This window comes from Sphaerotilus sp. FB-3, from assembly GCF_023706025.1.
Taxonomy (GTDB): domain Bacteria; phylum Pseudomonadota; class Gammaproteobacteria; order Burkholderiales; family Burkholderiaceae_C; genus Sphaerotilus; species Sphaerotilus sulfidivorans.
This window is the reverse complement of the sequence record NZ_BQWE01000016.1, coordinates 111,765-133,452: the sequence shown is the minus strand read 5'-3', so window position 1 is coordinate 133,452 and position 21,688 is coordinate 111,765. Positions and strand designations below refer to the sequence as shown.

At 69.6% G+C, this 21,688-nt stretch carries 16 protein-coding genes and 1 pseudogene; 10 read left to right on the top strand and 7 right to left on the bottom strand.

Annotation, left to right across the window (positions count from 1 at the left end):
- The first annotated feature begins 17 nt into the window (after positions 1-17).
- Both NFT33_RS08835 and NFT33_RS08830 read left to right on the top strand, forming a co-directional pair.
- Positions 18-1,340 carry a cation:proton antiporter gene (locus tag NFT33_RS08835; protein WP_251674682.1) on the top strand — a complete coding sequence of 441 codons (1,323 nt, stop codon included), beginning with the start codon at positions 18-20 and terminating at the stop codon, positions 1,338-1,340.
- A gap of 43 nt (positions 1,341-1,383) precedes the next feature.
- A complete protein-coding gene (locus NFT33_RS08830) occupies positions 1,384-2,502 on the top strand; it encodes a YbdK family carboxylate-amine ligase (RefSeq protein ID WP_251674680.1) in 1,119 nt (372 codons plus the stop codon).
- Between the two features lie 24 nt (positions 2,503-2,526).
- Here the strand turns inward: NFT33_RS08830 and lnt are convergent, their stop codons facing one another.
- The gene (gene lnt / locus NFT33_RS08825; RefSeq protein WP_251674678.1) at positions 2,527-4,053 is read right to left on the bottom strand and encodes an apolipoprotein N-acyltransferase; all 1,527 of its coding nucleotides are present in this window, start codon (positions 4,051-4,053) and stop codon (positions 2,527-2,529) included.
- Entirely contained in the window at positions 4,046-4,915 is an 870-nt protein-coding gene (locus NFT33_RS08820; protein WP_149502393.1) for an HlyC/CorC family transporter, read from the bottom strand. The genes lnt and NFT33_RS08820 overlap by 8 nt, the downstream gene beginning before the upstream one ends.
- 182 nt (positions 4,916-5,097) lie before the next feature.
- On the opposite strand from NFT33_RS08820, the gene NFT33_RS08815 reads away from it, so the two are divergent.
- The 7 genes and pseudogenes from NFT33_RS08815 (at position 5,098) to NFT33_RS08785 (ending at position 13,201) form a co-directional block, all read left to right on the top strand.
- Positions 5,098-6,174: a CobW family GTP-binding protein gene (locus NFT33_RS08815; protein ID WP_149502392.1), complete on the top strand. Its 1,077-nt coding sequence runs from the start codon at positions 5,098-5,100 to the stop codon at positions 6,172-6,174.
- A 31-nt stretch (positions 6,175-6,205) separates the two neighbouring features.
- A complete protein-coding gene (locus tag NFT33_RS08810; protein ID WP_149502391.1) occupies positions 6,206-6,397 on the top strand; it encodes a hypothetical protein in 192 nt (63 codons plus the stop codon).
- Between the two features lie 5 nt (positions 6,398-6,402).
- Positions 6,403-6,852 (top strand): annotated as a pseudogene (dksA, locus tag NFT33_RS08805) (RNA polymerase-binding protein DksA); the annotation flags it as partial.
- A gap of 73 nt (positions 6,853-6,925) precedes the next feature.
- Positions 6,926-8,665 carry a hypothetical protein gene (locus tag NFT33_RS08800; protein ID WP_251674675.1) on the top strand — a complete coding sequence of 580 codons (1,740 nt, stop codon included), beginning with the start codon at positions 6,926-6,928 and terminating at the stop codon, positions 8,663-8,665.
- A 103-nt stretch (positions 8,666-8,768) separates the two neighbouring features.
- Positions 8,769-9,311, top strand: a complete 543-nt coding sequence (gene hslV, locus NFT33_RS08795) for an ATP-dependent protease subunit HslV (RefSeq protein ID WP_149502388.1) — start codon at positions 8,769-8,771, stop codon at positions 9,309-9,311.
- Between the two features lie 8 nt (positions 9,312-9,319).
- A complete protein-coding gene (hslU, locus tag NFT33_RS08790; RefSeq protein WP_251674673.1) occupies positions 9,320-10,699 on the top strand; it encodes an ATP-dependent protease ATPase subunit HslU in 1,380 nt (459 codons plus the stop codon).
- A gap of 126 nt (positions 10,700-10,825) precedes the next feature.
- Entirely contained in the window at positions 10,826-13,201 is a 2,376-nt protein-coding gene (locus tag NFT33_RS08785) for a putative bifunctional diguanylate cyclase/phosphodiesterase (protein ID WP_251674671.1), read from the top strand.
- On the opposite strand, the gene NFT33_RS08780 is transcribed toward NFT33_RS08785, so the two are convergent.
- From NFT33_RS08780 to NFT33_RS08760, 5 genes are all read right to left on the bottom strand, one after another.
- Positions 13,180-13,950 (bottom strand): type III pantothenate kinase, encoded by a 771-nt coding sequence (locus NFT33_RS08780; protein WP_251674669.1) that lies wholly within the window; start codon positions 13,948-13,950, stop codon positions 13,180-13,182. The two genes, NFT33_RS08785 and NFT33_RS08780, sit on opposite strands and share 22 nt — an antisense overlap.
- A gap of 73 nt (positions 13,951-14,023) precedes the next feature.
- The gene (locus NFT33_RS08775; protein ID WP_220786754.1) at positions 14,024-14,539 is read right to left on the bottom strand and encodes a hypothetical protein; all 516 of its coding nucleotides are present in this window, start codon (positions 14,537-14,539) and stop codon (positions 14,024-14,026) included.
- A gap of 246 nt (positions 14,540-14,785) precedes the next feature.
- Complete coding sequence (locus NFT33_RS08770) at positions 14,786-15,625, bottom strand: ABC transporter ATP-binding protein (protein WP_220786753.1); 840 nt, start codon at positions 15,623-15,625, stop codon at positions 14,786-14,788.
- Between the two features lie 34 nt (positions 15,626-15,659).
- Positions 15,660-16,571 (bottom strand): nitrate ABC transporter permease, encoded by a 912-nt coding sequence (gene ntrB / locus NFT33_RS08765; RefSeq protein ID WP_251674667.1) that lies wholly within the window; start codon positions 16,569-16,571, stop codon positions 15,660-15,662.
- 55 nt (positions 16,572-16,626) lie between these two features.
- Complete coding sequence (locus NFT33_RS08760; RefSeq protein ID WP_251674665.1) at positions 16,627-17,880, bottom strand: CmpA/NrtA family ABC transporter substrate-binding protein; 1,254 nt, start codon at positions 17,878-17,880, stop codon at positions 16,627-16,629.
- Between the two features lie 497 nt (positions 17,881-18,377).
- On the opposite strand from NFT33_RS08760, the gene icmF reads away from it, so the two are divergent.
- Positions 18,378-21,668 carry a fused isobutyryl-CoA mutase/GTPase IcmF gene (gene icmF, locus NFT33_RS08755; protein WP_251674663.1) on the top strand — a complete coding sequence of 1,097 codons (3,291 nt, stop codon included), beginning with the start codon at positions 18,378-18,380 and terminating at the stop codon, positions 21,666-21,668.
- Positions 21,669-21,688: the final 20 nt, after the last annotated feature.

The following is a 21,688-nucleotide window of genomic DNA, read 5'->3' as shown; positions in this document are numbered from 1 at the left end:
CCACCCGGAGACCTGATTTGAGCCGCATCGCCCTGTCCGACACCATGGCCCGGCTGCTGCCGGCCAGCGAGGATCTGAACGCGCTCGAGCCGACCGGCGCCGGCGCGGCGGCCGACTGGGGCCGCGAGATCGCGCTGTGGCCGATCGAGGCGCTGCGTGGCGCCGATCCGGTGCTGGGCCTGGCGGTGCTGATGATCATCGCGCTGCTGGCCGGCGAGGCGGTGCGCCGTGCCACCGGCCTGCCGCGTGCACTGGGCGCGATGCTGGTGGGCGCGCTGGCCAGCCCGCTGGCGCTGAGTCTGGTGGCCCGGGCCGAGCTGGATGCCTGGAAGCCGCTGATCGATCTGGCCGTCGGCCTGCTGGTGTTCGAGCTGGGCGCGCGCATCCGGCCGCGCTGGCTGCGCGACAACCCCTGGCTGACGCTCAAGAGCCTGGCCGAGGCGCTGCTGTCGGGTCTCGCGGTGGCCGGCGCGCTGATGCTGCTGGGCGTCGACCACCAGAGCGCGACGCTGGCCGGCGCAGTGGCGATGGCCGGCTCGCCGGTCATCACGATGGCGGTGCTGGGCGAGCTGCGCCCGCGCGGTCAGGTCACCGAGCGGCTGCTGGTGATGACCGCGGTCAACACCGTCTGCGCGGTGCTGGCGCTGAGCATCTGGCAGGTCGCTGTCACGCTGGATGCCGACGGCTTCGAATGGCAGCCGGCGCTGGCCGGCGTGCTGTACGCGCTGTGCGGCTCCTACCTGCTGGGCGCCTTCGCCGGGCTGCTGCTCGAACGGCTGAGCCGGCAGATCCGCGGCACCGGGCTGGCGACGCTGCAGCTCGCGCTGGTGGTGATCGCGGCGATGCTGGCAGCGCAGTTCACCGTCTCGCCGCTGCTGTCGCTGCTGGTGGCCGGCATGGTGGCGCGCGCGCGCATGGGCCACCGGCTGCAGGTCGAGCCGCAGCTCGGCAGCGGCGGGGCGGCGCTGACGCTGCTGCTGCTGCTCACGCTGGGCCTGCTGTCGACGCTCGACGGGCTGCTCGGGCTGTGGCCGCTGGTGGCGGCGATCATCGGCGCGCGGCTGCTGGCCAAGGTCGGCACGGTGCTGCTGCTGGCGCGTCCGAGCGGCCTGGGCTGGCGCCAGTCGCTCGGGCTGGGGCTGGCGCTGCAGCCGGCCTCGAGCCTGCCGCTGCTGCTGACCAGCGCGACGCTGGGCTGGCCGGCACACCTGCCCGCCCCGCCGGCCGAGCCGATGCAGGCGCTGCTGATCGCGCTGACGCTGCTGCAGCTCAGCGGCCCGGTATGGCTGCAGCTCGGCCTGCGGGGGGTCGCACGCGAGAGCGACGCCCGCCCCGACTGAATCCGCCCCCGCCCCGCCTTCCCCCGACAGGAAACCGTCCGCCATGCCGCTGCAGGACTTCGCCACCTCCGAGCCGCTGACGCTGGGCGTCGAGCTCGAGCTTCAGCTGATCTCCACCCACGACCAGAACCTGGTGCCGCAGGCCGAGGATCTGCTGCGCGAGACCGCACGCCACACCGGCGCCTGGGACATCAAGCCCGAGATCGCGCGCTCGATGATCGAGATCGGCACCTCCATCCAGCGCGAGCACGGCCCGCTGCTGGCCGAGCTGCGCGACATGCGCGACCAGCTGGTGCATGCCTCGCGCCGGCTCAACATCGGCATTGCCGGCGGCGGCACGCACGCCTACCAGCACTGGAGCGAGCAGCAGATCTATCCCGGCGAGCGCTTCAACTACCTCAGCGATCTCTACGGCTACCTGGCCAAGCAGTTCATCGTCTTCGGCCAGCATGTGCATGTCGGCTGCCCGAACGGCGACGATGCGCTGTGGCTGCTGCATGCGCTGTCGCGCTATGTGCCGCATTTCATCGCGCTGGCGGGCTCCTCGCCGTTCGTGCAGGGGCAGGACACCGGCTTCGACTCGGCGCGGCTGAATGCGGTCTTCGCCTTCCCGCTGTCGGGGCGCGCGCCCTTCGTGCGCAGCTGGGCGGAGTTCGGCACCTACTTCGACAAGATGACCGACACCGGCGTGGTCAAGTCGATGAAGGACTTCTACTGGGACATCCGCCCCAAGCCCGAGTACGGCACGATCGAGCTGCGGGTCTGCGACACGCCGCTGACGGTGGAGAAGGCCGCCGCGCTGGCCTGCTACCTGCAGGCGATCTGCCGCTACCTGATCCAGGAGCGCCCCTTCGAGCCGGCCGAGGACGACTATCTGGTCTACACCTACAACCGCTTCCAGGCCTGCCGCTTCGGGCTGGACGGCGAGGTGGTCAATCCGCAGACCAAGCAGCGCTCGCGGCTGCGCGACGACATCGTGCGCACGCTGGCCAAGGTCGATGCGCATGCGGTCGACCTGAAGTCCTGGGACGCCTGCCAGCAGATCCGCGACTCGCTCGGCGAGGGCAACGACGCCACCTGGCTGCGCCGGCTGCACCGCACCGGCATGCCGCTGTCGGAGGTGGTGGAAACGGCGGCGCGGCGCTGGAGCGGCGCCGTCTGAGCCGCAGCCTCAGGCGGTGGCCGTTCAGCCGGTGCGGCGCTGCCGTGCCCAGGCGACCGCCACCAGCCCGAGCCCCCACAGCGGCAGCAGACCCAGCCGCCCGGCCCACCAGGCAAACGGCGTCGTGCCCTCGCGGCCCTGGACCTGCGCCTCCAGCACGCCGCGCACATGCGGGGCCAGCCGGTGGGTGACATGGCCGCGGTGGTCGATCGCCACCGTCGCACCGGTGTTGGTGGCGCGCACCATCGGCCGCTGCAGCTCCAGCGTGCGCAGGCGCGAGATCTGCAGGTGCTGGTCGACCGCCACCGTCTCGCCGAACCAGCCGATGTTGCTGACATTGGCCAGCACCGTCGGCGCCTGCGCCGCGTCGACGAAGCGGGTGGCCAGCTCCTCGCCGAACAGATCCTCGTAGCAGATGTTCGGCCCGACCCGCTCGGTGCCGACCGCGAAGGACGGCGCGGCCAGCGGCCCGCGCGAGAAGTCGCCCAGCGGCATGCGCATCATGTCGACGAACCAGCGAAAGCCCCAGGGAATGAACTCGCCGAAGGGCACCAGGTGGTGCTTGTCGTAGCGGTAGAGCTCGGCGCCGGCCCGGCCGGGCCCGAAGCCGACGACCGAGTTGCTGTAGCCGCTGTCGGCATCGCCCAGCGGCACGCCGACCAGCGCCGAGGTGGTGCGACGCGAGAAGTGGGCCTCCAGGCCCGGCCACAGCCCCTGCGGCAGCTGCGCCGGCAGCAGCGGAATGGCTGTCTCGGGGGCCACCACCAGATCGGCGGTCGAGGCCAAGAGCGCCCGCACATGCCAGTCCAGCGTCTGCGGCAGCCGGCTGAAGTCGAACTTCTCGTCCTGCGGCACATTGCCCTGCAGCAGCGTGACCGACAGGCCGCCGGTGGCGCGGGTGAAGTCCGGCCCGCGCAGCGCCGGAGCGAGCGCCAGCGCCGCGGTCAGCCCCAGCGCCGCAGCACGCGCCGACTGGCGCGGCTGCAGCGCCAGCCGTGCCAGCACGAAGCCCAGCGCCGCGCCGGCCGCGCCCATGCCGTGCACGCCCAGCCACGGCGCCAGCAGCGCCAGCGGCCCGTCGACATGCGCGTAGCCCGCGGCGCCCCAGGGGAATCCGGTCAGCAGCTGCGCACGCGCCAGCTCGGCCAGCAGCCACAGCGCGCTCCACAGCAGCAGCTCGCGCCCGAAGCCGCCGCACCCGCGCCAGCGCGCGAACAGCGCCATCGCACCGGCCAGATAGAGCGACAGCGCCGCCGCCAGCGCCAGCACCGCGCCCGCCGCCAGCCAGGCCGGCAGGTGGCCGTAGCGATGCATGCTGATGAACAGCCACCAGAAGGTGCCGGCCAGCCAGGCCACGCCGGCCAGCGCGCCCAGCACGAAGGCGCGCCGCGGCGCGGCCTGCATCACCAGCGCCGCCAGCAGCGCCGCGCCCAGCACCTGCAGCACGCCGCGCGGCTCAGGCGCCAGCGACAGCGCCTGCAGGCCGCCGGCGCCGAGCGCCAGCAGGCCGCCGACCGGCGCCGGCACACGGGACAGACCGCGCTCAGCCACCGCTGGCGTCGTCGCCCGCAGGCACGCGCGACACCCGGAACCAGCGCACCGCGCCGCCCCGGGTCAGCATCACCGCAAAGCGCAGCGGGCCGACATCGACGCTCTCGCCGCGGCGCGGCACGCGGCCGTTGCTGTGCGCCACCAGCCCGCCGATGGTCTCGAACTCGTCCGCCGGCAGGTCGGTGGCGAAATGGGCGTTGACCGCCACCACCGCCGCATCGCCAGCCACTCGCGAGCTGCCGTCGGTCAGGGTGTAGATGCCGGACTCGCCCTCGCGCTTCTCGTCGTGCTCGTCCTCGATCTCGCCGACGATCTGCTCGAGCACATCCTCGATGGTGATCATGCCGGCCAGGCCGCCGAACTCGTCGATGACGATGGCCAGGTGGTTGCGGTTGGAGCGGAAGTCGCGCAGCAGCTCGTTGAGGCCCTTGGACTCGGGCACGAACAGCGCCGGGCGCAGCAGCATGCGCAGGTCGGGCGCATCGAGGCCGCGCGTGCGCAGCAGATCCTTGGCCAGCAGCACGCCGATGATGTTGTCGCGCGAGTCCTCGAAGACCGGAAAGCGCGAATGACCGGTGCCGGCCACCGCATCGAGCACCTCGTCGAACGGGGTGGCGATGTCGATCATGTCGATGCGGGGTGCGGCCACCATCGCGTCGCCGGCCGTCAGGTCGGCCATGCGGATCACGCCCTCGAGCATCGCGCGTGATTCGGGATCGATCAGCTCGCGTCGCTCCGCGTCGGCCAGCGTCTCCATCAGCTCGTCGCGCGAGTCGGGGCCGGGAGAAATGAACTCGATCACCCGCGCGAACAGGCTGCGGTGGTCCGCGGTGCTGCGGGAACTCGGCTGGGGTTCGGACACGGTGTGTGCCGGAAGTGAAGATGGGCGAAGAATACCGCAAGGATCCGCCAGGAACCGCGCGCCTGCGGGGCGATCCGGACGGAACGGGGGCGCAGCGGAGCCCGAGCGGGGCCGGAACTTGACAGCACAGGGGGCTTGACAGACAGTCGTCCATCCATTTTTCCCCTGACCTGCTGCCCGCCATGTCCAACGGCCTCATTCCCGCGACCATCCTGACCGGCTTTCTCGGCTCGGGCAAGACGACGCTGCTCAAGCGCGTGCTCTCCGAATCGCACGGCCAGCGCATCGCCGTCATCGAGAACGAGTTCGGCGAGGAGAACATCGACAACGACATCCTCGTGGCCGACACCGAGGAGCAGATCATCCAGATGAGCAACGGCTGCGTCTGCTGCACGATCCGCGAGGACCTGCGCGCGACGCTGGCCACGCTGGCCGAGAAGCGCCGCAAGGGCGAGCTGCACTTCGACCGCGTCGTCATCGAGACCACCGGCCTGGCCGATCCGGGCCCGGTCGCGCAGACCTTCTTCATGGACGACGAGGTCGCCGAGAGCTTCCTGCTCGACTCGATCCTGACGCTGGTCGACGCCAAGCACGGCGACGGCCAGCTCGACACCCGCCAGGAGGCGCGCCGCCAGGTGGGCTTCGCCGACCAGATCTTCCTGAGCAAGGCCGACCTGGTGGACGCCGCCACGCTGGATGCGCTGTCGCACCGCATCAAGCACATGAACCCGCGCGCACCGCAGCACCGCGTCGACTTCGGCGTCGTGCCGATCAAGGACGTGTTCGACCTGCGCGGCTTCAACCTCAACGCCAAGCTCGAGATCGATCCGGCCTTCCTGGACGCCGACGACCACGGCCACCACCATCATGGCCATGACCACGGTCACGAGCACGGCCCCGACTGCGGCCATGAGCACGCGCCCGGCGAGAGCTGCGACCATCCGCACCATCACCGCCACGACGACGACGTCAAGTCCTTCGTGTTCCGTTCGGACAAGCCCTTCAATCCGGCCCGGCTCGAGGACTTCCTCGGCTCGATCGTGCAGATCTACGGCCCGAAGATGCTGCGCTACAAGGGCGTGCTGAACATGAAGGGCACCGAGCGCAAGGTGATCTTCCAGGGCGTGCACCAGCTGATGGGCAGCGACCTGGGCCCGAAGTGGGCGCCGGGCGAGAAGCGCGAGAGCCGCATGGTCTTCATCGGCATCGACCTGCCGCGCGACGTCTTCCAGGCCGGCCTGAGCCAGTGCCTGGCCTGATCGGGCGCCGCCAGCACAGCGGAGGCCGGCCATGTCCCCCGTCCGGATGAAGCGGATGCGGCAGATGCGCCACGGGATGCGCCGCGCCCTGATGCCGATCAGCGTGGCGCAGGCCGAGATCGCTACAATCCGCGCGCCCGGAATCGGCACGATCGACCCGGTGGCCATCACGGCCTTCTCCACTGCCAGCCACCCGAGGCTCCCATGCCCCAGAACGACCTGAAGACCGACCCGAACCTCGCCAACGCCTGGAAGACCAAGGCCGGATGCGACCTGACGGATGCCGAGCTGCTGGCCATGCCCGACAGCGAGTACATGAGCGACCAGCAGCTCGAGTTCTTCCGCGCGCGCCTGCAGCGGCAGAAGGAGGACCTGCTGGCCAACGCCGGCGAGACCACCGAGCACCTGCGCGAGGACACCTCGATCGTGCCCGATCCGGCGGATCGCGCCACCATCGAGGAAGAGCACGCACTGGAGCTGCGCACCCGCGACCGCGAGCGCAAGCTGCTGAAGAAGATCTCCCAGTCGATCAGCCGCATCGATGCCGGTGACTACGGTTACTGTGACGAAACCGGCGAACCGATCGGCCTGGGCCGCCTGCTGGCGCGCCCGACCGCTACACTGTCGCTGGAAGCGCAGCAGCGCAGGGAACTGAAACAAAAGCTCTTCGGCGACTGACCGCAGACGATGTTCCGGGGAGACGGCCGGAGTCCGCGCGAAGCGCCGTCAGCAGCGCCATCAGGCAACACACATGGCTGACTCCAAGGACTCCCCGAAAAGCGGGTTCTTCCGCAAGGTGGTGCGCTTCGCGCTCAACCCGACCACCGACTGGGCAGATCTGAACGGCAGCGAATCCGACTCCCGTCAGGACGACTACGCCCGCTCGGAGCTCAAGGCGATGATCGAGCGCAAGCGCCGCAACGACTTCGTGCGCAAGCGCGAGTTCGATGCGCTGCGCCGCATCCGCCGCGAAGGCCTGACCGGCGACCGGCTGGCCGGCCTCGAGGGCCTGGAGGGCCTGTCCCACCTCGACGACTCCGAGGTGCGCAGCCACGACAGCTACGGCACCCGTCCCGACGGCGACGACGTCAAGGACAAGATCGACGCGATCGAGCGCCAGATGGTCGGCGAGAGCCTGACGCAGCGCCGCGGCGCCGCGGTCATGGGCCGGCCGGCGCCGCCGCGTGTGGAATCGCGCTTCGATGCCACCACCGCGCCGCAGGTCATGGCCACCAGCCCGCATCTGTCGGACGCCTTCAAGCCGACCGCGCCGATGCAGATGGAATCGGTGCTGATGCGCACCGACAGCGGCCCGAGCACCGCCAACCCGGGCCGCATCAGCGTGCATGGTCCGGGCGTGGAGGGTGGCGACCAGGTGCAGGTTTCCGAGCTGGCCCACGACCCCGATCTGGACGAGGCGGTCATCGCCTTCGCCAATGCCGACTTCGAGCTGTGCGAACGCTCGCTGCTGGCGCTGATCAGCCTGAGCGGGCCGCGGGCCCGGCATGCCGAGACCTGGCATGTGCTGTTCGACCACTACCGCGCCACCGGCAACCAGACCCGCTTCGATGCGGCTGCGCTCGACTACCAGGAGCGCTTCGGCATGTCGCCGCCGCAGTGGTTCTCGATCCCGCAGCTCGCCTCCGACGCGAAGCGCCAGGACACGCAGCATGCGTCCGGCAGCCCGGGCATGCCGGCCCAGATCGACGGCCATCTCGGCTGGGTCAGCCCGGAGCGGCTCGAGGTCGATGCCGTCGGCCATCTGCGTGCGCAGCTGCTGCAGATGCCGCTGCCCTGGGTGCTGGACTGGCGGCCGCTGCGGCGCGTCGAGCCGCAGGCGGCCGGCATGCTGCACCGGCTGCTGCATGAATGGTCGGACGAGCCGATCGAGATGCGCTGGATCGGCGCCGACCGCATGCTGGCGGTGCTGGCCGAGATGGCGCCCAACGGCATGCGCGATGCCGACCCGGCCTTCTGGCTGCTGCGCATGGAGGCGCTGCGTCTGGCGCACCGCACCAACGACTTCGACCAGGCCGCGATCGACTACTGCATGACCTACGAGGTCTCGCCGCCCTCCTGGATGCCGGCACGCTGCAGCGTGCGGCTGTCGGATGCCTCCGGGCAGGTGGTGGTCGAGACGCCGACCACCGGCATCGCCGATGTCGCCACCAGCTTCATGGAGTCGCAGTCGCCTGACGAGGGCATGCTGGAGGTGGCGCAGGTCGAGCTCAACGGCCAGCTGCTCGGCGACATCAGCCGGCTGCTGCTGTCGATGGACGAGCAGATCGGCAAGTCGAGCATCATCCACATCTCCTGCGCGCGGCTGATGCGCATCGACTTCATCGCCGCCGGCGACCTGCTGAACTGGGTCATCGGCCGGCGTGGCGAGGGCCGCCATGTGACCTTCGTCGATGCACACCGGCTGGTGGCGCTGTTCTGCGGCGCCATGGGCATCACCGAGCAGGCGCGCGTGGCCATCCGCCGCGACTGAAGCCCCACCTCGCCCCGCCTGCCGCCGCAGCCCTTGCAAGCGCTGCGTCGCGCCCCATCTGCCCCCTGCCTTGTCCACGCTCCCAGCGAGCCCACGCCCCATCATGTCCACCGAATCCTTTCACGGCACGACCATCGTCAGCGTGCGTCGCGGCAACACCGTGGCCATTGGCGGCGACGGCCAGGTCACGCTCGGCCACATCGTCGTCAAGTCCAGCGCGCGCAAGGTGCGCAAGCTCTACCGCGAACAGGTGCTGGCCGGATTTGCCGGCGCGACCGCCGACGCCTTCACGCTGTTCGAGCGCTTCGAGTCCAAGCTGGAAAAGCACCAGGGCCACCTGGTGCGCGCCGCCGTCGAGCTGACCCGCGACTGGCGCACCGACCGGGTGCTGCGCCGCCTCGAGGCCATGCTGGCGGTGGCCGACCGCAGCGCCTCGCTGATCATCACCGGCAACGGCGACGTGCTCGAGCCCGAGCACGGCATCGTGGCGATCGGCTCGGGCGGCGCCTATGCGCAGGCCGCTGCCCGCGCGCTGCTGCAGCACACCGAGATGGCGCCGGCCGAGGTGGTCAAGCGCTCGCTGGAGATCGCCGGCGACCTGTGCATCTACACCAACCAGTCCCATACCATCGAGACCCTGGAGTGAGCCCGAGCATGAGCAGCGCCATGACCCCGCAGGAAATCGTCTCCGAACTCGACCGCCACATCGTCGGCCAGCAGGGCGCCAAGCGCGCCGTGGCCATCGCGCTGCGCAACCGCTGGCGCCGCCAGCAGGTCGACGAGAAGCTGCGCCCCGAGATCACGCCGAAGAACATCCTGATGATCGGCCCGACCGGCGTCGGCAAGACCGAGATCGCCCGGCGCCTGGCGAAGCTGGCCGACGCGCCCTTCATCAAGGTCGAGGCCACCAAGTTCACCGAGGTCGGCTATGTCGGCAAGGATGTCGACACCATCATCCGCGATCTGGTGGAGAGCGCGGTCAAGCAGGAGCGCGAGCGCCAGGTGAAGCTGATGCGCCACCGCGCCGAGGACGCCGCCGAGGAGCGCATTCTCGACGTGCTGGTGCCGCCGCCGCGCCCGGCCAGCGCGCCCGGTCTGGGCGGCCTGGGCTTCGGCTTCGCCGAGCCTGCGGCGCCCGCGCCGGCGCCGGTCGACAGCACCGCACGCCAGACCTTCCGCAAGCGCCTGCGCGAAGGCTCGATGGAGGACAAGCAGATCGAGATCGAGGTCGCCGAGGCACGGCCCGCGGTCGAGATCATGGGCCCGGCCGGCATGGAGGACATGGCCGAGCAGTTGAAGGGCATGTTCTCGCAGCTCGGCCAGGGCAAGCGCAAGGCCCGCAAGCTGACCATCGCCGAGGCGCGCCGCCTGCTGATCGACGAGGAGGCGCAGCGCCTGGTCAACGAGGAGGAGATCGTCACCCGCGCGCTGCACAACACCGAGCAGAACGGCATCGTCTTCATCGACGAGATCGACAAGGTCGCCAGCCGGGGCGAAGGCAGCGGCGGCGCCGATGTCTCGCGCCAGGGCGTGCAGCGCGACCTGCTGCCGCTGGTCGAGGGCACCACCGTCAAGACCAAGCACGGCATGGTGCGCACCGACCACATCCTGTTCATCGCCTCCGGGGCCTTCCACCTGTCGCGCCCGAGCGACCTGATCCCGGAGCTGCAGGGCCGCTTCCCGATCCGCGTCGAGCTGGGCTCGCTGAGCGTCGACGACTTCGAGGCCATCCTGAGCAGCACGCACGCCAGCCTGCTCAAGCAGTACCAGGCGCTGCTGGCCACCGAGGGCGTGACGCTCGACTTCCTGCCGGGCGCGATCCGCCGCATCGCCGAGATCGCGCACGGCGTGAACGAGCGAACCGAGAACATCGGCGCGCGCCGGCTCTCGACCGTGATGGAGCGCCTGCTCGACGAGATCTCCTTCGACGCGCCGCGGCGCAGCGGCGAGACGGTGTCGATCGACGCCGCGCAGGTCGACGCGCGCCTGGGCGAACTGGCCGGCAACGAGGATCTGTCGCGTTACATCCTCTGACACCTGGCGTGGTACCACCCTGAACAGGGGGAGGGGTCACCCCGACCGGACCGGGGCGTGGCCGATATGATGAACCGGCCCCGCCCGGATTCCGCCCGGATGCGGGGCGATTTCATCATTTTCGACATGCCCTGCCCGATCGCCCCGGAACTCGAGACTGCCCTGGCGGCCGCCGACCTGCTCGGCCTGCCGGCGGTGGTGCTCGACCTGCGCGGGCAGGTGCTGGCGGGCGCCGGACTCACGCTCGATCCGGCCGGCATCGAGCCGCTGCTCGCGGCGCTGTCCGACCGGCGCCACGGACCGATCGAGCCCCTGCCGGCGGCGGCCGGACGCTGGCTGCAGCTGGACCTGTCCTGGCCAGCCGGCGCACAGGCCGGCCAGGCGCTGGCGCTGGTGCGCGAGGTCGGTGCGCCGCAGGCGGCCGAGCCGACCTTCCGCCGGGAGCGCGACCGGCTGTGCTGGCTGGCCGACAGCGCCCCGGTGCTGATGGCCTACTGCGAGAACGATGCGCTGCGCTGCAGCTATGCCAACCGGGCCTTCGTGCAGTCGCTGTGCCCGGCTGCATCCGAACGCGGCCCGATCGGCCAGCCACTGGCCGGCGCGGTCACCCCGGATCTGGCCGACTGGCTGCAGGCCGCCACCGCACAGCTCGAGCGCGATGGCGAGGCGGTCTGCACCGAGCAGTGGCTCACGCTGGCCGACGGCACCGTGATCTGGGCCGAGCTGACGCTGGCGCCGCATGTCGACGCACGCGGCCGCCGCCACGGCCTGTATCTGCTGGTCAGCGACCACAGCCGCCACCACCATGCCGAGCGTGCGCTGCTCGAGTCCGAGGAACGGCTCGCGCGCTTCATGCAGGCCGGCGTCGAGGGCATCGTCTTCCACCGCGACGGCCACATCGTCGATGCCAATCCGGCGCTGTGCACGCTGATCGGCCAGTCGCTGCACGAGCTGCTGGAGCGGCCGCTGCTGGGCCTGATCGCGCCGGAATTCCAGCCCCGGCTGGCGCGCCGGCTCGATGCGCAGGAGGACCTGTGCATCGAGACCAGCCTGATCGCGAAGGACGGCCGGCGCATTCCGGTCGAGCTGATCGAGCGCGGCACGCTGCAGCGCGGCACGCCGATGCGCATGACGGTGCTGCGCGACATCCGCGAGCGCCGCGACGTGCAGGACCAGCTGCACTACCTGGAGCATCACGATGCGCTGACCGGCCTGGCCAACCGCCACGCGCTGTTCAGCCAGCTCGAGCATCTGATGGTCGCCGCCCGGGCCTCCGACACCCGGCTGGCGCTGCTGTTCATCGACCTCGACCACTTCAAGCGGGTCAACGACTCGCTCGGCCATGCCGCGGGCGATGCGCTGCTCAAGACCCTGGCCAGCCGCCTGGGCGAGCGGGTGCGCAGCACCGACCGGGTGGCGCGCTTCGGCGGCGACGAGTTCATCGTGCTGCTGCCGGGCGTGCGCAGCCGCGAGGCGATCGCCCATGTGGCGCGCAAGCTGCTCGAGGCGCTGGCGCGTCCGGTGCGGATCGCCGGCTCGACGCAGGACATCTCGATCACGCCCTCGATCGGCATCGCGGTCTATCCGGACGACGGCGACACGCCCGATGTGCTGATCCAGCATGCCGATGCGGCGCTGCATGCGGCCAAGGCACGCGGCCGCGCCCACAGCGTCTTCTTCGAGCCGCGTCAGGTCAGCCTGGCGAGGGACAACCTGGTGCTGGAGGGCCAGCTCGGCCAGGCGATCGCGCAGGAGGAGTTCGCGCTGCTGTTCCAGCCGCAGGTCTGCGCCCGCGACGGCCGCTTTGTCGGCGTCGAAGCGCTGATCCGCTGGAATCATCCCGAGCGCGGCCTGCTGGTGCCCGACGCCTTCATCGCGCTGGCCGAGCAGCACCGGCTGATCGTGCCGATCGGCGCCTGGGTGCTGCGCGAGGCCGCCCGCCAGGCGCGCCTGTGGCATGAGGCCGGTCTGCCGCTGACGGTGGCGGTCAACCTGTCGACGCTGCAGTTCCAGGCCCCCGACTTCATCGCCTCGATCGAGCAGCTGCTGGCCGAGACCGCCCTGCCGCCCGGCTGGCTCGAGCTCGAGCTGACCGAGCGCATGCTGATGGACGATGTGCCCGGCGTGCTGGCACGGCTGGCGCAGCTGCGCCAGCTCGGCGTGAAGCTCTCGGTCGACGACTTCGGTACCGGCTACTCCTCGCTGAGCCATCTGAAGGAGCTGCCGATCGACAAGATGAAGATCGACCGCTCCTTCGTGCGGGAGCTGCCGCATCAGCGCGAATCGGCCGCGATCGCCGGCGCGATCATCGAGCTGGCGCGCGGCCTCGGGCTGACGGTCGTCGCCGAGGGGGTCGAGACCGAGGCGCAGCGCGAGTTCCTGCTGGCGCACGGCTGCGACCAGCTGCAGGGCATGGGCATCGGCGCACCGATGGACGCCGCTGCGCTGGCCAGCTGGCAGGCCGACCGCAGGGCCGCCGATCAGCCGCCCGGAAATTCCTGAGCCCCGAGGCGCAGCAGGCCCTCGAAGATCAGCGTGTCGACCAGCTCGAAGGGCAGGTCGGTCTCGGGCGCGAGCTTGACCGCGGCGCCGCCACCCATCAGCAGCATCGGCTCGGCACCGCAGCGGCGCAGCAGGTGGCGGTGCATGCGCTCGATCGCGCCGGCGATGCCGTAGGTGCCGCCGCTCATCAGCGCATCGCTGGTGTTGGTCGGGAACTCGCGCACCTCGCCGGTGGGCACCTTCAGTCCGGCGGTGCCCGACTCCAGCGCCTTGAGCATCAGCCCGAAGCCCGGCAGGATCAGCCCGCCCAGGAATCGGCCCTCGGCATCCATCGCGTCGATCGTCACCGCGGTGCCGACCATCACCACGAGCGCAGGCCGCGCCGGCCCCGAGGCCAGCACCCGCGCGCGCGCGCCGATCAGCGCCAGCCAGCGGTCCGAGCCCAGCCGGGCCGGATGCTCGTAGCCGTTGCTCACGCCGGCGTCCTGCGGCTGCGACACCACCCAGCGCGGCGTCAGATCCCACAGATCGAGCTGCTCCTCGGCGCGGCGGCGCACGCCCTGGCCGGCCACCGCGCTGCCCAGCATGCGCTGCGGCGCCGGCAGGCGGGCCCAGTCCTCCTCGGCGAGCCGGTCGATGGCCTCGAGAAAGACCGCCCCTTGCGCGATCAGGGCCGCCTCGGGCCGGGGCGCCTCGTACAGGCCCCACTTGAGACGCGTGTTGCCGATGTCGATGACCAGGAAACTCATGAGAACGCCACAGGACGACAGGGATCGTGAAGCCGGCCCCCTGACCGGACTCGGATTCGGATTCGAGTGCGGATCAGGACACCAGCAGCGACTCGACGCGCAGCAGCAGCTCGCGCGTCTCGCCCTGCGGCCGCACGCGCTGCAGTCGCGCCTGCACATCCGGCAGCAGGGCCCGCAATTCTGCGCGAGAGCGGGCCCGCCTGACCCTCAGCATCATCACTGCCCCCGACACCGGGGCATGGGCCCGCAGCAGCCCCAGCAGCACCTGGCGCGCCTGGGCGAAGCTGCCGTCCGTGGCATCGAGCCGGGCCAGCTCGGTGTCGCTGACCGCACTGCCCGGCCCGAGGGTGTCAGGCCCGTCGAGCGGCATCGGCGCGGTCGGCGGCGGCCCGATGACGATCAGGCCGAGCGCGAACAGCTCGTCGATGTAGCCGCGCGGCACGCCACAGCGCCGGCCCTGCTCGACCACCTCCTCGAGGGTGCGCTGTCCGTCGACCAGCAGCAGCAGCAGCCGGTGACGCTGCGACAGGCGCTGCTCGCGGGCCGCCATCTCGGCGTGGCCGGCCGCTGTCTTGCACGGAATGCCCAAGGATGCCTCCGACCGGTGTCGGCGCGATGCAGGTCATCGTCATTCCGCACACGGCATGAGCCGATTGTGCGCCCAGAACGGCCAGATCACGCCGCCGAAGCCCTGACATGCTGTTTCAGATTGGCACAAGAAAAAACCCGACGGGGTACCGTCGGGTCAGGTTCTCACAAGACGAATGCGTCACCCGCGTGACAAGCCGGGATCCCGGCCGTGTTGCGGAAACAACGCTTCAGGCCCGCATCGGACTCAGGCCGCGTCCTTCTCGACATGCGCCTGCTTGTGGTACAGGAACTCCAGCACCGCCTCGCGCGAGGCCAGATAGCCGGCATCGTGCGCCATCTCCAGGCGCGGGCGGAACTGCTCGCGGATCGGCGGCAGCGGCACCTGGTGGATCTCGCCGATGGTCGCCGCCGGGCCGTTGGTCAGCATCACGATGCGGTCCGACAGCAGCACCGCCTCGTCGACATCGTGGGTGACCATCATGACGGTCGAGCCGGTGGTGGCGACGATCTTCATCATCTCGTCCTGCAGCTTGGCGCGGGTCAGCGCGTCCAGCGCGCCGAAGGGCTCGTCCATCAGCAGCATCTTCGGCTCCATCGCCAGCGCCCGGGCGATGCCCACGCGCTGCTTCATGCCGCCGGAGATCTCGCCGGGACGCTTGTCCCTGGCATGGCTCAGGTTGACCAGATCCAGCGCCGCCAGCGAGCGCTCGCGCAGCCTGGCCTTGTTCTCGGTGGCGCCGAAGACCCGCTCGACCGCCAGGTAGACGTTCTCCATGCAGGTCAGCCACGGCAGCAGCGAGTGGTTCTGGAACACCACCGCACGCTCAGGGCCCGGACCCTTCAGCTCGCGGTCGTCGAGCAGCAGCACGCCCGAGGTCGGCGTGGTCAGGCCGGCGACCAGGTTCAGCAGCGTCGACTTGCCGCAGCCGGAGTGGCCGATCAGCGCGATGAACTCGCCGCGGGCCACCTCCAGGTTGATGTCGCGCAGCGCGATGAAGGTGCCCTTCTTCGTCGGGAAGGACATGCCGACGTTCTCGATGCGCAGGAAACGCTGGTTGCGGGTGTCCAGATTGGCTTGGCTCATGATGAGGGTCCCCGGAGAGTCGGAAGTCGGTGGATCAGGAGTAGTCGAAGCGGCGGGCAACGGCCACCAGCAGCGTCTCGAGCAGCAGGCCGACACCACCGATCACGAAGATCGCGATCAGGATGTGCGCGACATTCAGGTTGTTCCACTCGTCCCACAGCCAGAAGCCGATGCCCTGGCCGCCGGTCAGCATCTCGGCCGCGACGATCACCAGCCAGGCGGTGCCGACCGCCAGCCGCACGCCGGTCAGCATGTAGGGCAGCACCGCCGGGAACAGGATCTTGCGGATGATCGTCAGCTCCGACAGGTTCAGCACACGCGCGACGTTGAGGTAGTCCTGCGGCACCTGCCGCACCCCCACCGCGGTGTTGATGACCATCGGCCAGATCGAGCAGATGAAGATCGTCCAGATCGCGGCCGGGTTGGCGGCCTTGAACACCATCAGGCCGATCGGCAGCCAGGCCAGCGGCGACACCGGCCGCAGCAGGCTGATGATCGGGTCGAGCATCTGGTTGAAGAACGCGAAGCGACCGATCAGGAAGCCCAGCGGAATGCCCACCACCGCCGCCAGGCCGAAGCCCACCGCCACGCGCTGCAGCGACGACAGCACGTTCCAGCCGATGCCCTGGTCGTTCGGGCCGTTGACATAGAACGGGTCGGAGAACAGCTTGACCGCCGCGTCCCAGACCACCGCCGGGCCGGGCAGCTGCTTGTCGCCGCTGTGCGCCACCGCCTGCCACACCAGCAGGAAGAAGGCGAAGCCGAGCACCGGTGCGGCCATGCGGGTGAGCGTGCGCAGGCGCTGGGCACGGGCCATGGCCTCGGCCTGGGCCTTCATGCGGGCCTGGGTCTCGGCGTCGAGCACCGGGGCGGCCGGCGCGGCGGCCGAGGTCGCCGGAGCGGTCGACGCGGCGGGTGCGACAACGGACAGGGTGGCGGCATTCATGTCGGGAACCTCCTGGGACGGGGGACAGGTCGTCTCTTGTCGTCTCGGGTCGCGCTCAGGCGGCCCGGATCTTGAAGCCGGCGGCGTACTTCGCCGGATTCGTGCCATCCCAGACGACGCCGTCGATCATCTTGCTCGAACGCATGTCGCTCTTCGGGACGTTGATCTTCAGCTGCGAGGCGGCCTGCTTGTACAGATCGGTCCTGTTGATGGCCTTGGCCACCGCCAGGTAGTCGGGATCGGACTTCAGCAGGCCCCAGCGGCGGTGCTGGGTCAGGAACCACATGCCGTCCGACAGGTAGGGATAGTTGACCGCACCGTCGTTGAAGAACTTCATGTGGTTCGGATCGTCCCAGGTCTTGCCCATGCCGTTCTGGTAGCGGCCCAGGATGCGCTGGTTGATCGCGTCGACCGAGGTGTTGACGTAGGACTTCTCGGCGATGACCTCGGCCATCTTCATCTTGTTCTGCAGGCCGGTGTCGATCCAGCGGCCGGCCTCCAGGATGGCCATGATCATGGCGCGTGCGGTGTTCGGGTTCTTCTGGACGAACTCGGCCGTCGTGCCCAGCACCTTCTCGGGATGATCCTTCCAGATGTCCTGGGTGGTGGCGGCGGTCACGCCGATGCCGTCGATGATGGCGCGGTGGTTCCACGGCTCGCCGACGCAGAAGCCGTCCATGTTGCCCACCCGCATGTTGGCCACCATCTGCGGCGGCGGCACGGTGATGACCTTGCCGTCGGTCATCGGGTTGATGCCGTTGGAGGCCAGCCAGTAGTACAGCCACATCGCGTGGGTGCCGGTCGGGAAGGTCTGGGCGAAGGTGTATTCGCGCGGCTCGGCCTTCATCACCTTGGCCAGACCGGCGCCGTCGACCGCGCCCTTGTCGGCCAGCTTCTTCGACAGCGTGATGGCCTGGCCGTTGTGGTTCAGGGTCATCAGCACCGCCATGTCCTTCTTCGGGCCGCTCACGCCCAGGTGCACGCCGTAGACCAGACCGTAGAGCACATGCGCCGCATCCAGCTCGCCGTTGACCAGCTTGTCGCGCACCGCGGCCCAGGACGATTCCTTGGACGGAATGATCTTGATGCCGTACTTCTCGTCGAACTTCATGACCGACGCCATCACCACCGAGGCGCAGTCGGTCAGCGGGATGAAGCCGATGCGCACTTCCTTCTTCTCGGGCGCATCGGAGCCGGCGGCCCAGGCACCACCGGGCAGGGCGACCGCGCTGCCTGCAGCCGTCACGGCGGCGGCACGCTGGATGAAGTCGCGTCGGGACGGGTTGACAGGAATCGAGGGCGTCGTCATGGGAATCTCTCTCAAGGGGAAGAATCGGGGACGGCAAAAAAAAGCGGCGTCACGATCGTTGTCCGACACCCGGCTTGCGCCGGTCATCGGGACGATCGGACGCCGTTGTCCAAAAATGTCCCACCTAGTGAAGCCCCGTCGCCGAGGCCTCGCTGCATGTATTGCAGGGAGCGTGCCAACCCCTGAAAACCCGGGCACGGGCGATCCACAGGCGGTCTTTCGTGCCGGAATGATCACGACGGACCGGCCACGACATGCCAGCGACGGGTGCGGCGCACCATCGACAGGCATGCGCCGAACCGGGCGCACGCAGATGAAGCGCCGCGATTCAAGTCGATGCATCGCGCTGGCGCCCCGCGGCCGTGCGCTTCGCTGCAGATCGGTGCAGAAGCCGGTGCCAGGTCGTTCGGGATCGGTGCAACAAGGGTTCCCCCCAAATGACGTTTACGTAAACGTCAACCGAAAATCGCAGTCCGGATGTTCCTCGGAGCCCTCAGATGACCGATCTCGCCGCCGACCACAAGGCCCTGGCCAGCTACCGCCCGACGCACAAGGTCCGCTTCGTGACCGCGGCCAGCCTGTTCGACGGGCATGACGCCTCGATCAACATCATGCGACGCATCCTGCAGGGCATGGGTGCGGAGGTGATCCACCTGGGCCACAACCGCTCGGTCGATGAAGTGGTCACCGCCGCATTGCAGGAAGACGTGCAGGGCATCGCGGTCAGCTCCTACCAGGGCGGCCATGTCGAGTACTTCAAGTACATGGTCGAGCTGCTGCGCGCGCGCGGCGGTGCGCACATCCAGGTCTTCGGCGGCGGCGGCGGCGTGATCGTGCCGGCCGAGATCCGCGACCTGCACAGCCACGGCGTGCGCATCTTCAGCCCCGAGGACGGCCAGCGCATGGGTCTGGCCGGCATGATCGGCGAGATGATGATGCGCTGCGACCAGGACCTGTCCGGGCACGCGCCGACCGACCTGAGCGCGCTGCAAGGCCACACCGAGGCCGCGTGGCGCGCCCTCGCCCAGCTCATCACCGCGCTGGAGAACGGCCGGGCGGACGCCGGCGTGGTCGCCGCGGTGCATGAAGCGGCCAAGGCGAGCCGGACACCGGTGCTCGGCATCACCGGCACCGGTGGCGCCGGCAAGTCCAGCCTGACCGACGAGCTGATCCGCCGCCTGCGCCTGGACCAGGACGACACGCTGCGCATCGCCGTCATCTCGATCGATCCGTCGCGGCGCAAGAGCGGCGGTGCGCTGCTGGGCGACCGCATCCGCATGAACGCCACCGGTCCGTGGTCCCGGGGCGCGCGGGTCTACATGCGCAGCCTCGCCACCCGCGACACCGGCAGCGAGATCTCGGCGGCGCTGCCCGACGTGATCGCCGCCGCCAAGGCAGCCGGCTTCGATCTGGTCATCGTCGAGACCTCCGGCATCGGCCAGGGCGACGCGGCGATCGTGCCCTTCGTCGACGTGCCGATGTACGTGATGACGCCCGAGTTCGGCGCGGCCAGCCAGCTCGAGAAGATCGACATGCTCGACTTCGCCGAGTTCGTCGCGATCAACAAGTTCGACCGCAAGGGCGCGCTCGACGCGCTGCGCGATGTCGCCAAGCAGGTGCAGCGCAACCGCGAGGCCTTCACCGTGATGCCGGACCAGATGCCGGTGTTCGGCACCATGGCCAGCCGCTTCAACGACGACGGCGTGACCGCGCTCTATCAGGCGCTGAAGGTCCGCCTGGGCGCGCTGGGCCTGCCGCTGTCGGAAGGCCGCCTGCCGCCGGTGAACACCCGCCACAGCACGCACCAGACGCCGATCGTGCCGCCGGCGCGCACCCGCTATCTGGCCGAGATCGCCGACACGGTGCGCGGCTACAAGGCCCGTGTGCGCCAGCAGGCCACGCTGGCGCGCGAGATCCAGCAGCTGCGCGCCAGCGCCTTGATGTTCCGTCAGGCCAATCCGGACAAGAGCAGCGGCGTCGAGGCGCTGACCGAGCTGGCCGCGGAGCGCGAGGCCCGGCTCGACCCCGGCGCGAAGAAGCTGCTGGCGATGTGGCCCGAGATGCAGCGCGCCTACGCCGGCGACGAATACATCGTGAAGATCCGCGACAAGGAGATCCGCACCCATCTGATCCACACCACGCTGAGCGGCAACAAGATCCGCAAGGTCGCCCTGCCCGGCTTTGAATGCCACGGCGAGCTGCTGAAGTGGCTGATGCTGGAGAACGTGCCCGGATCGTTCCCCTTCACCGCCGGCGTCTTCGCGTTCAAGCGCGAGGGCGAGGATCCGACGCGCATGTTCGCCGGCGAGGGCGATGCCTTCCGCACCAACCGCCGCTTCAAGCTGGTCAGCGAGGGCATGCCGGCCAAGCGCCTGTCCACCGCGTTCGACTCGGTCACGCTCTACGGCGCCGACCCCGATCCGCGTCCGGACATCTACGGCAAGGTCGGCAACTCGGGCGTGAGCATCGCGACGCTCGACGACCTGAAGGTGCTGTATTCAGGCTTCGACCTCTGCAGTCCGACCACTTCGGTGAGCATGACGATCAACGGCCCGGCGCCGACGATCCTGGCGATGTTCATGAACGCCGCGATCGACCAGCAGCTCGACAAGTTCAAGGCCGACAACGGCCGCGAGCCGACCGACGACGAAGCCTCGAAGATCAAGGCGTGGGTGCTGGCCAATGTGCGCGGCACGGTGCAGGCCGACATCCTGAAGGAAGACCAGGGCCAGAACACCTGCATCTTCTCGACCGAGTTCAGCCTGAAGGTGATGGGCGACATCGCTCAGTACTTCGTGCACCACGACGTGCGCAACTTCTACTCGGTGTCGATCAGCGGGTACCACATCGCCGAAGCCGGCGCGAACCCGATCAGCCAGCTCGCCTTCACGCTGTCGAACGGCTTCACGTTCGTCGAGGCGTATCTGGCGCGCGGCATGCACATCGACGACTTCGCGCCCAACCTGTCGTTCTTCTTCTCGAACGGCATGGACCCGGAATACACCGTGCTCGGCCGCGTCGCCCGCCGCATCTGGGCCGTGGCGATGCGCGACAAGTACGGCGCCAACGACCGCAGCCAGAAGCTGAAGTACCACATCCAGACCTCGGGCCGCAGCCTGCACGCACAGGAGATCCAGTTCAACGACATCCGCACGACGCTGCAGGCGCTGATCGCGGTGTACGACAACTGCAACTCGCTGCACACCAACGCCTTCGACGAGGCGATCACGACGCCGACCGAGGAGTCGGTGCGCCGGGCGATGGCGATCCAGATGATCATCAACCGCGAGTGGGGCCTGGCTCGATGTGAGAACCCGAACCAGGGCGCGTTCATCATCGACGAGCTGACGGAGCTGGTGGAGGAAGCGGTGCTGGCCGAGTTCGAGAAGATCGCCGACCGCGGCGGCGTGCTCGGCGCGATGGAGACGGGCTACCAGCGCTCGAAGATCCAGGAAGAGTCGATGCACTACGAGATGCTCAAGCACACCGGCGAGTACCCGATCATCGGCGTCAACACCTTCCGCAACCCGAAGGGCGACGAGATCCCGGAAACGATCGAGCTGGCGCGCTCCACCGATGACGAGAAGGCGTCGCAGCTCGCGCGGCTGAACGATTTCCACACGCGCCATGCGGCGCAGGCGCCGGCGATGCTGAAGCGGCTTCAGCAGGCGGTGATCGACAACGCCAACGTGTTCGAGGTGCTGATGGACGCGGTGCGGGTGTGCTCGCTGGGGCAGATCACCAGTGCGCTGTTCGAGGTGGGGGGGCAGTATCGGCGCAGCATGTAAACGATTCGCCCGCCTCAATC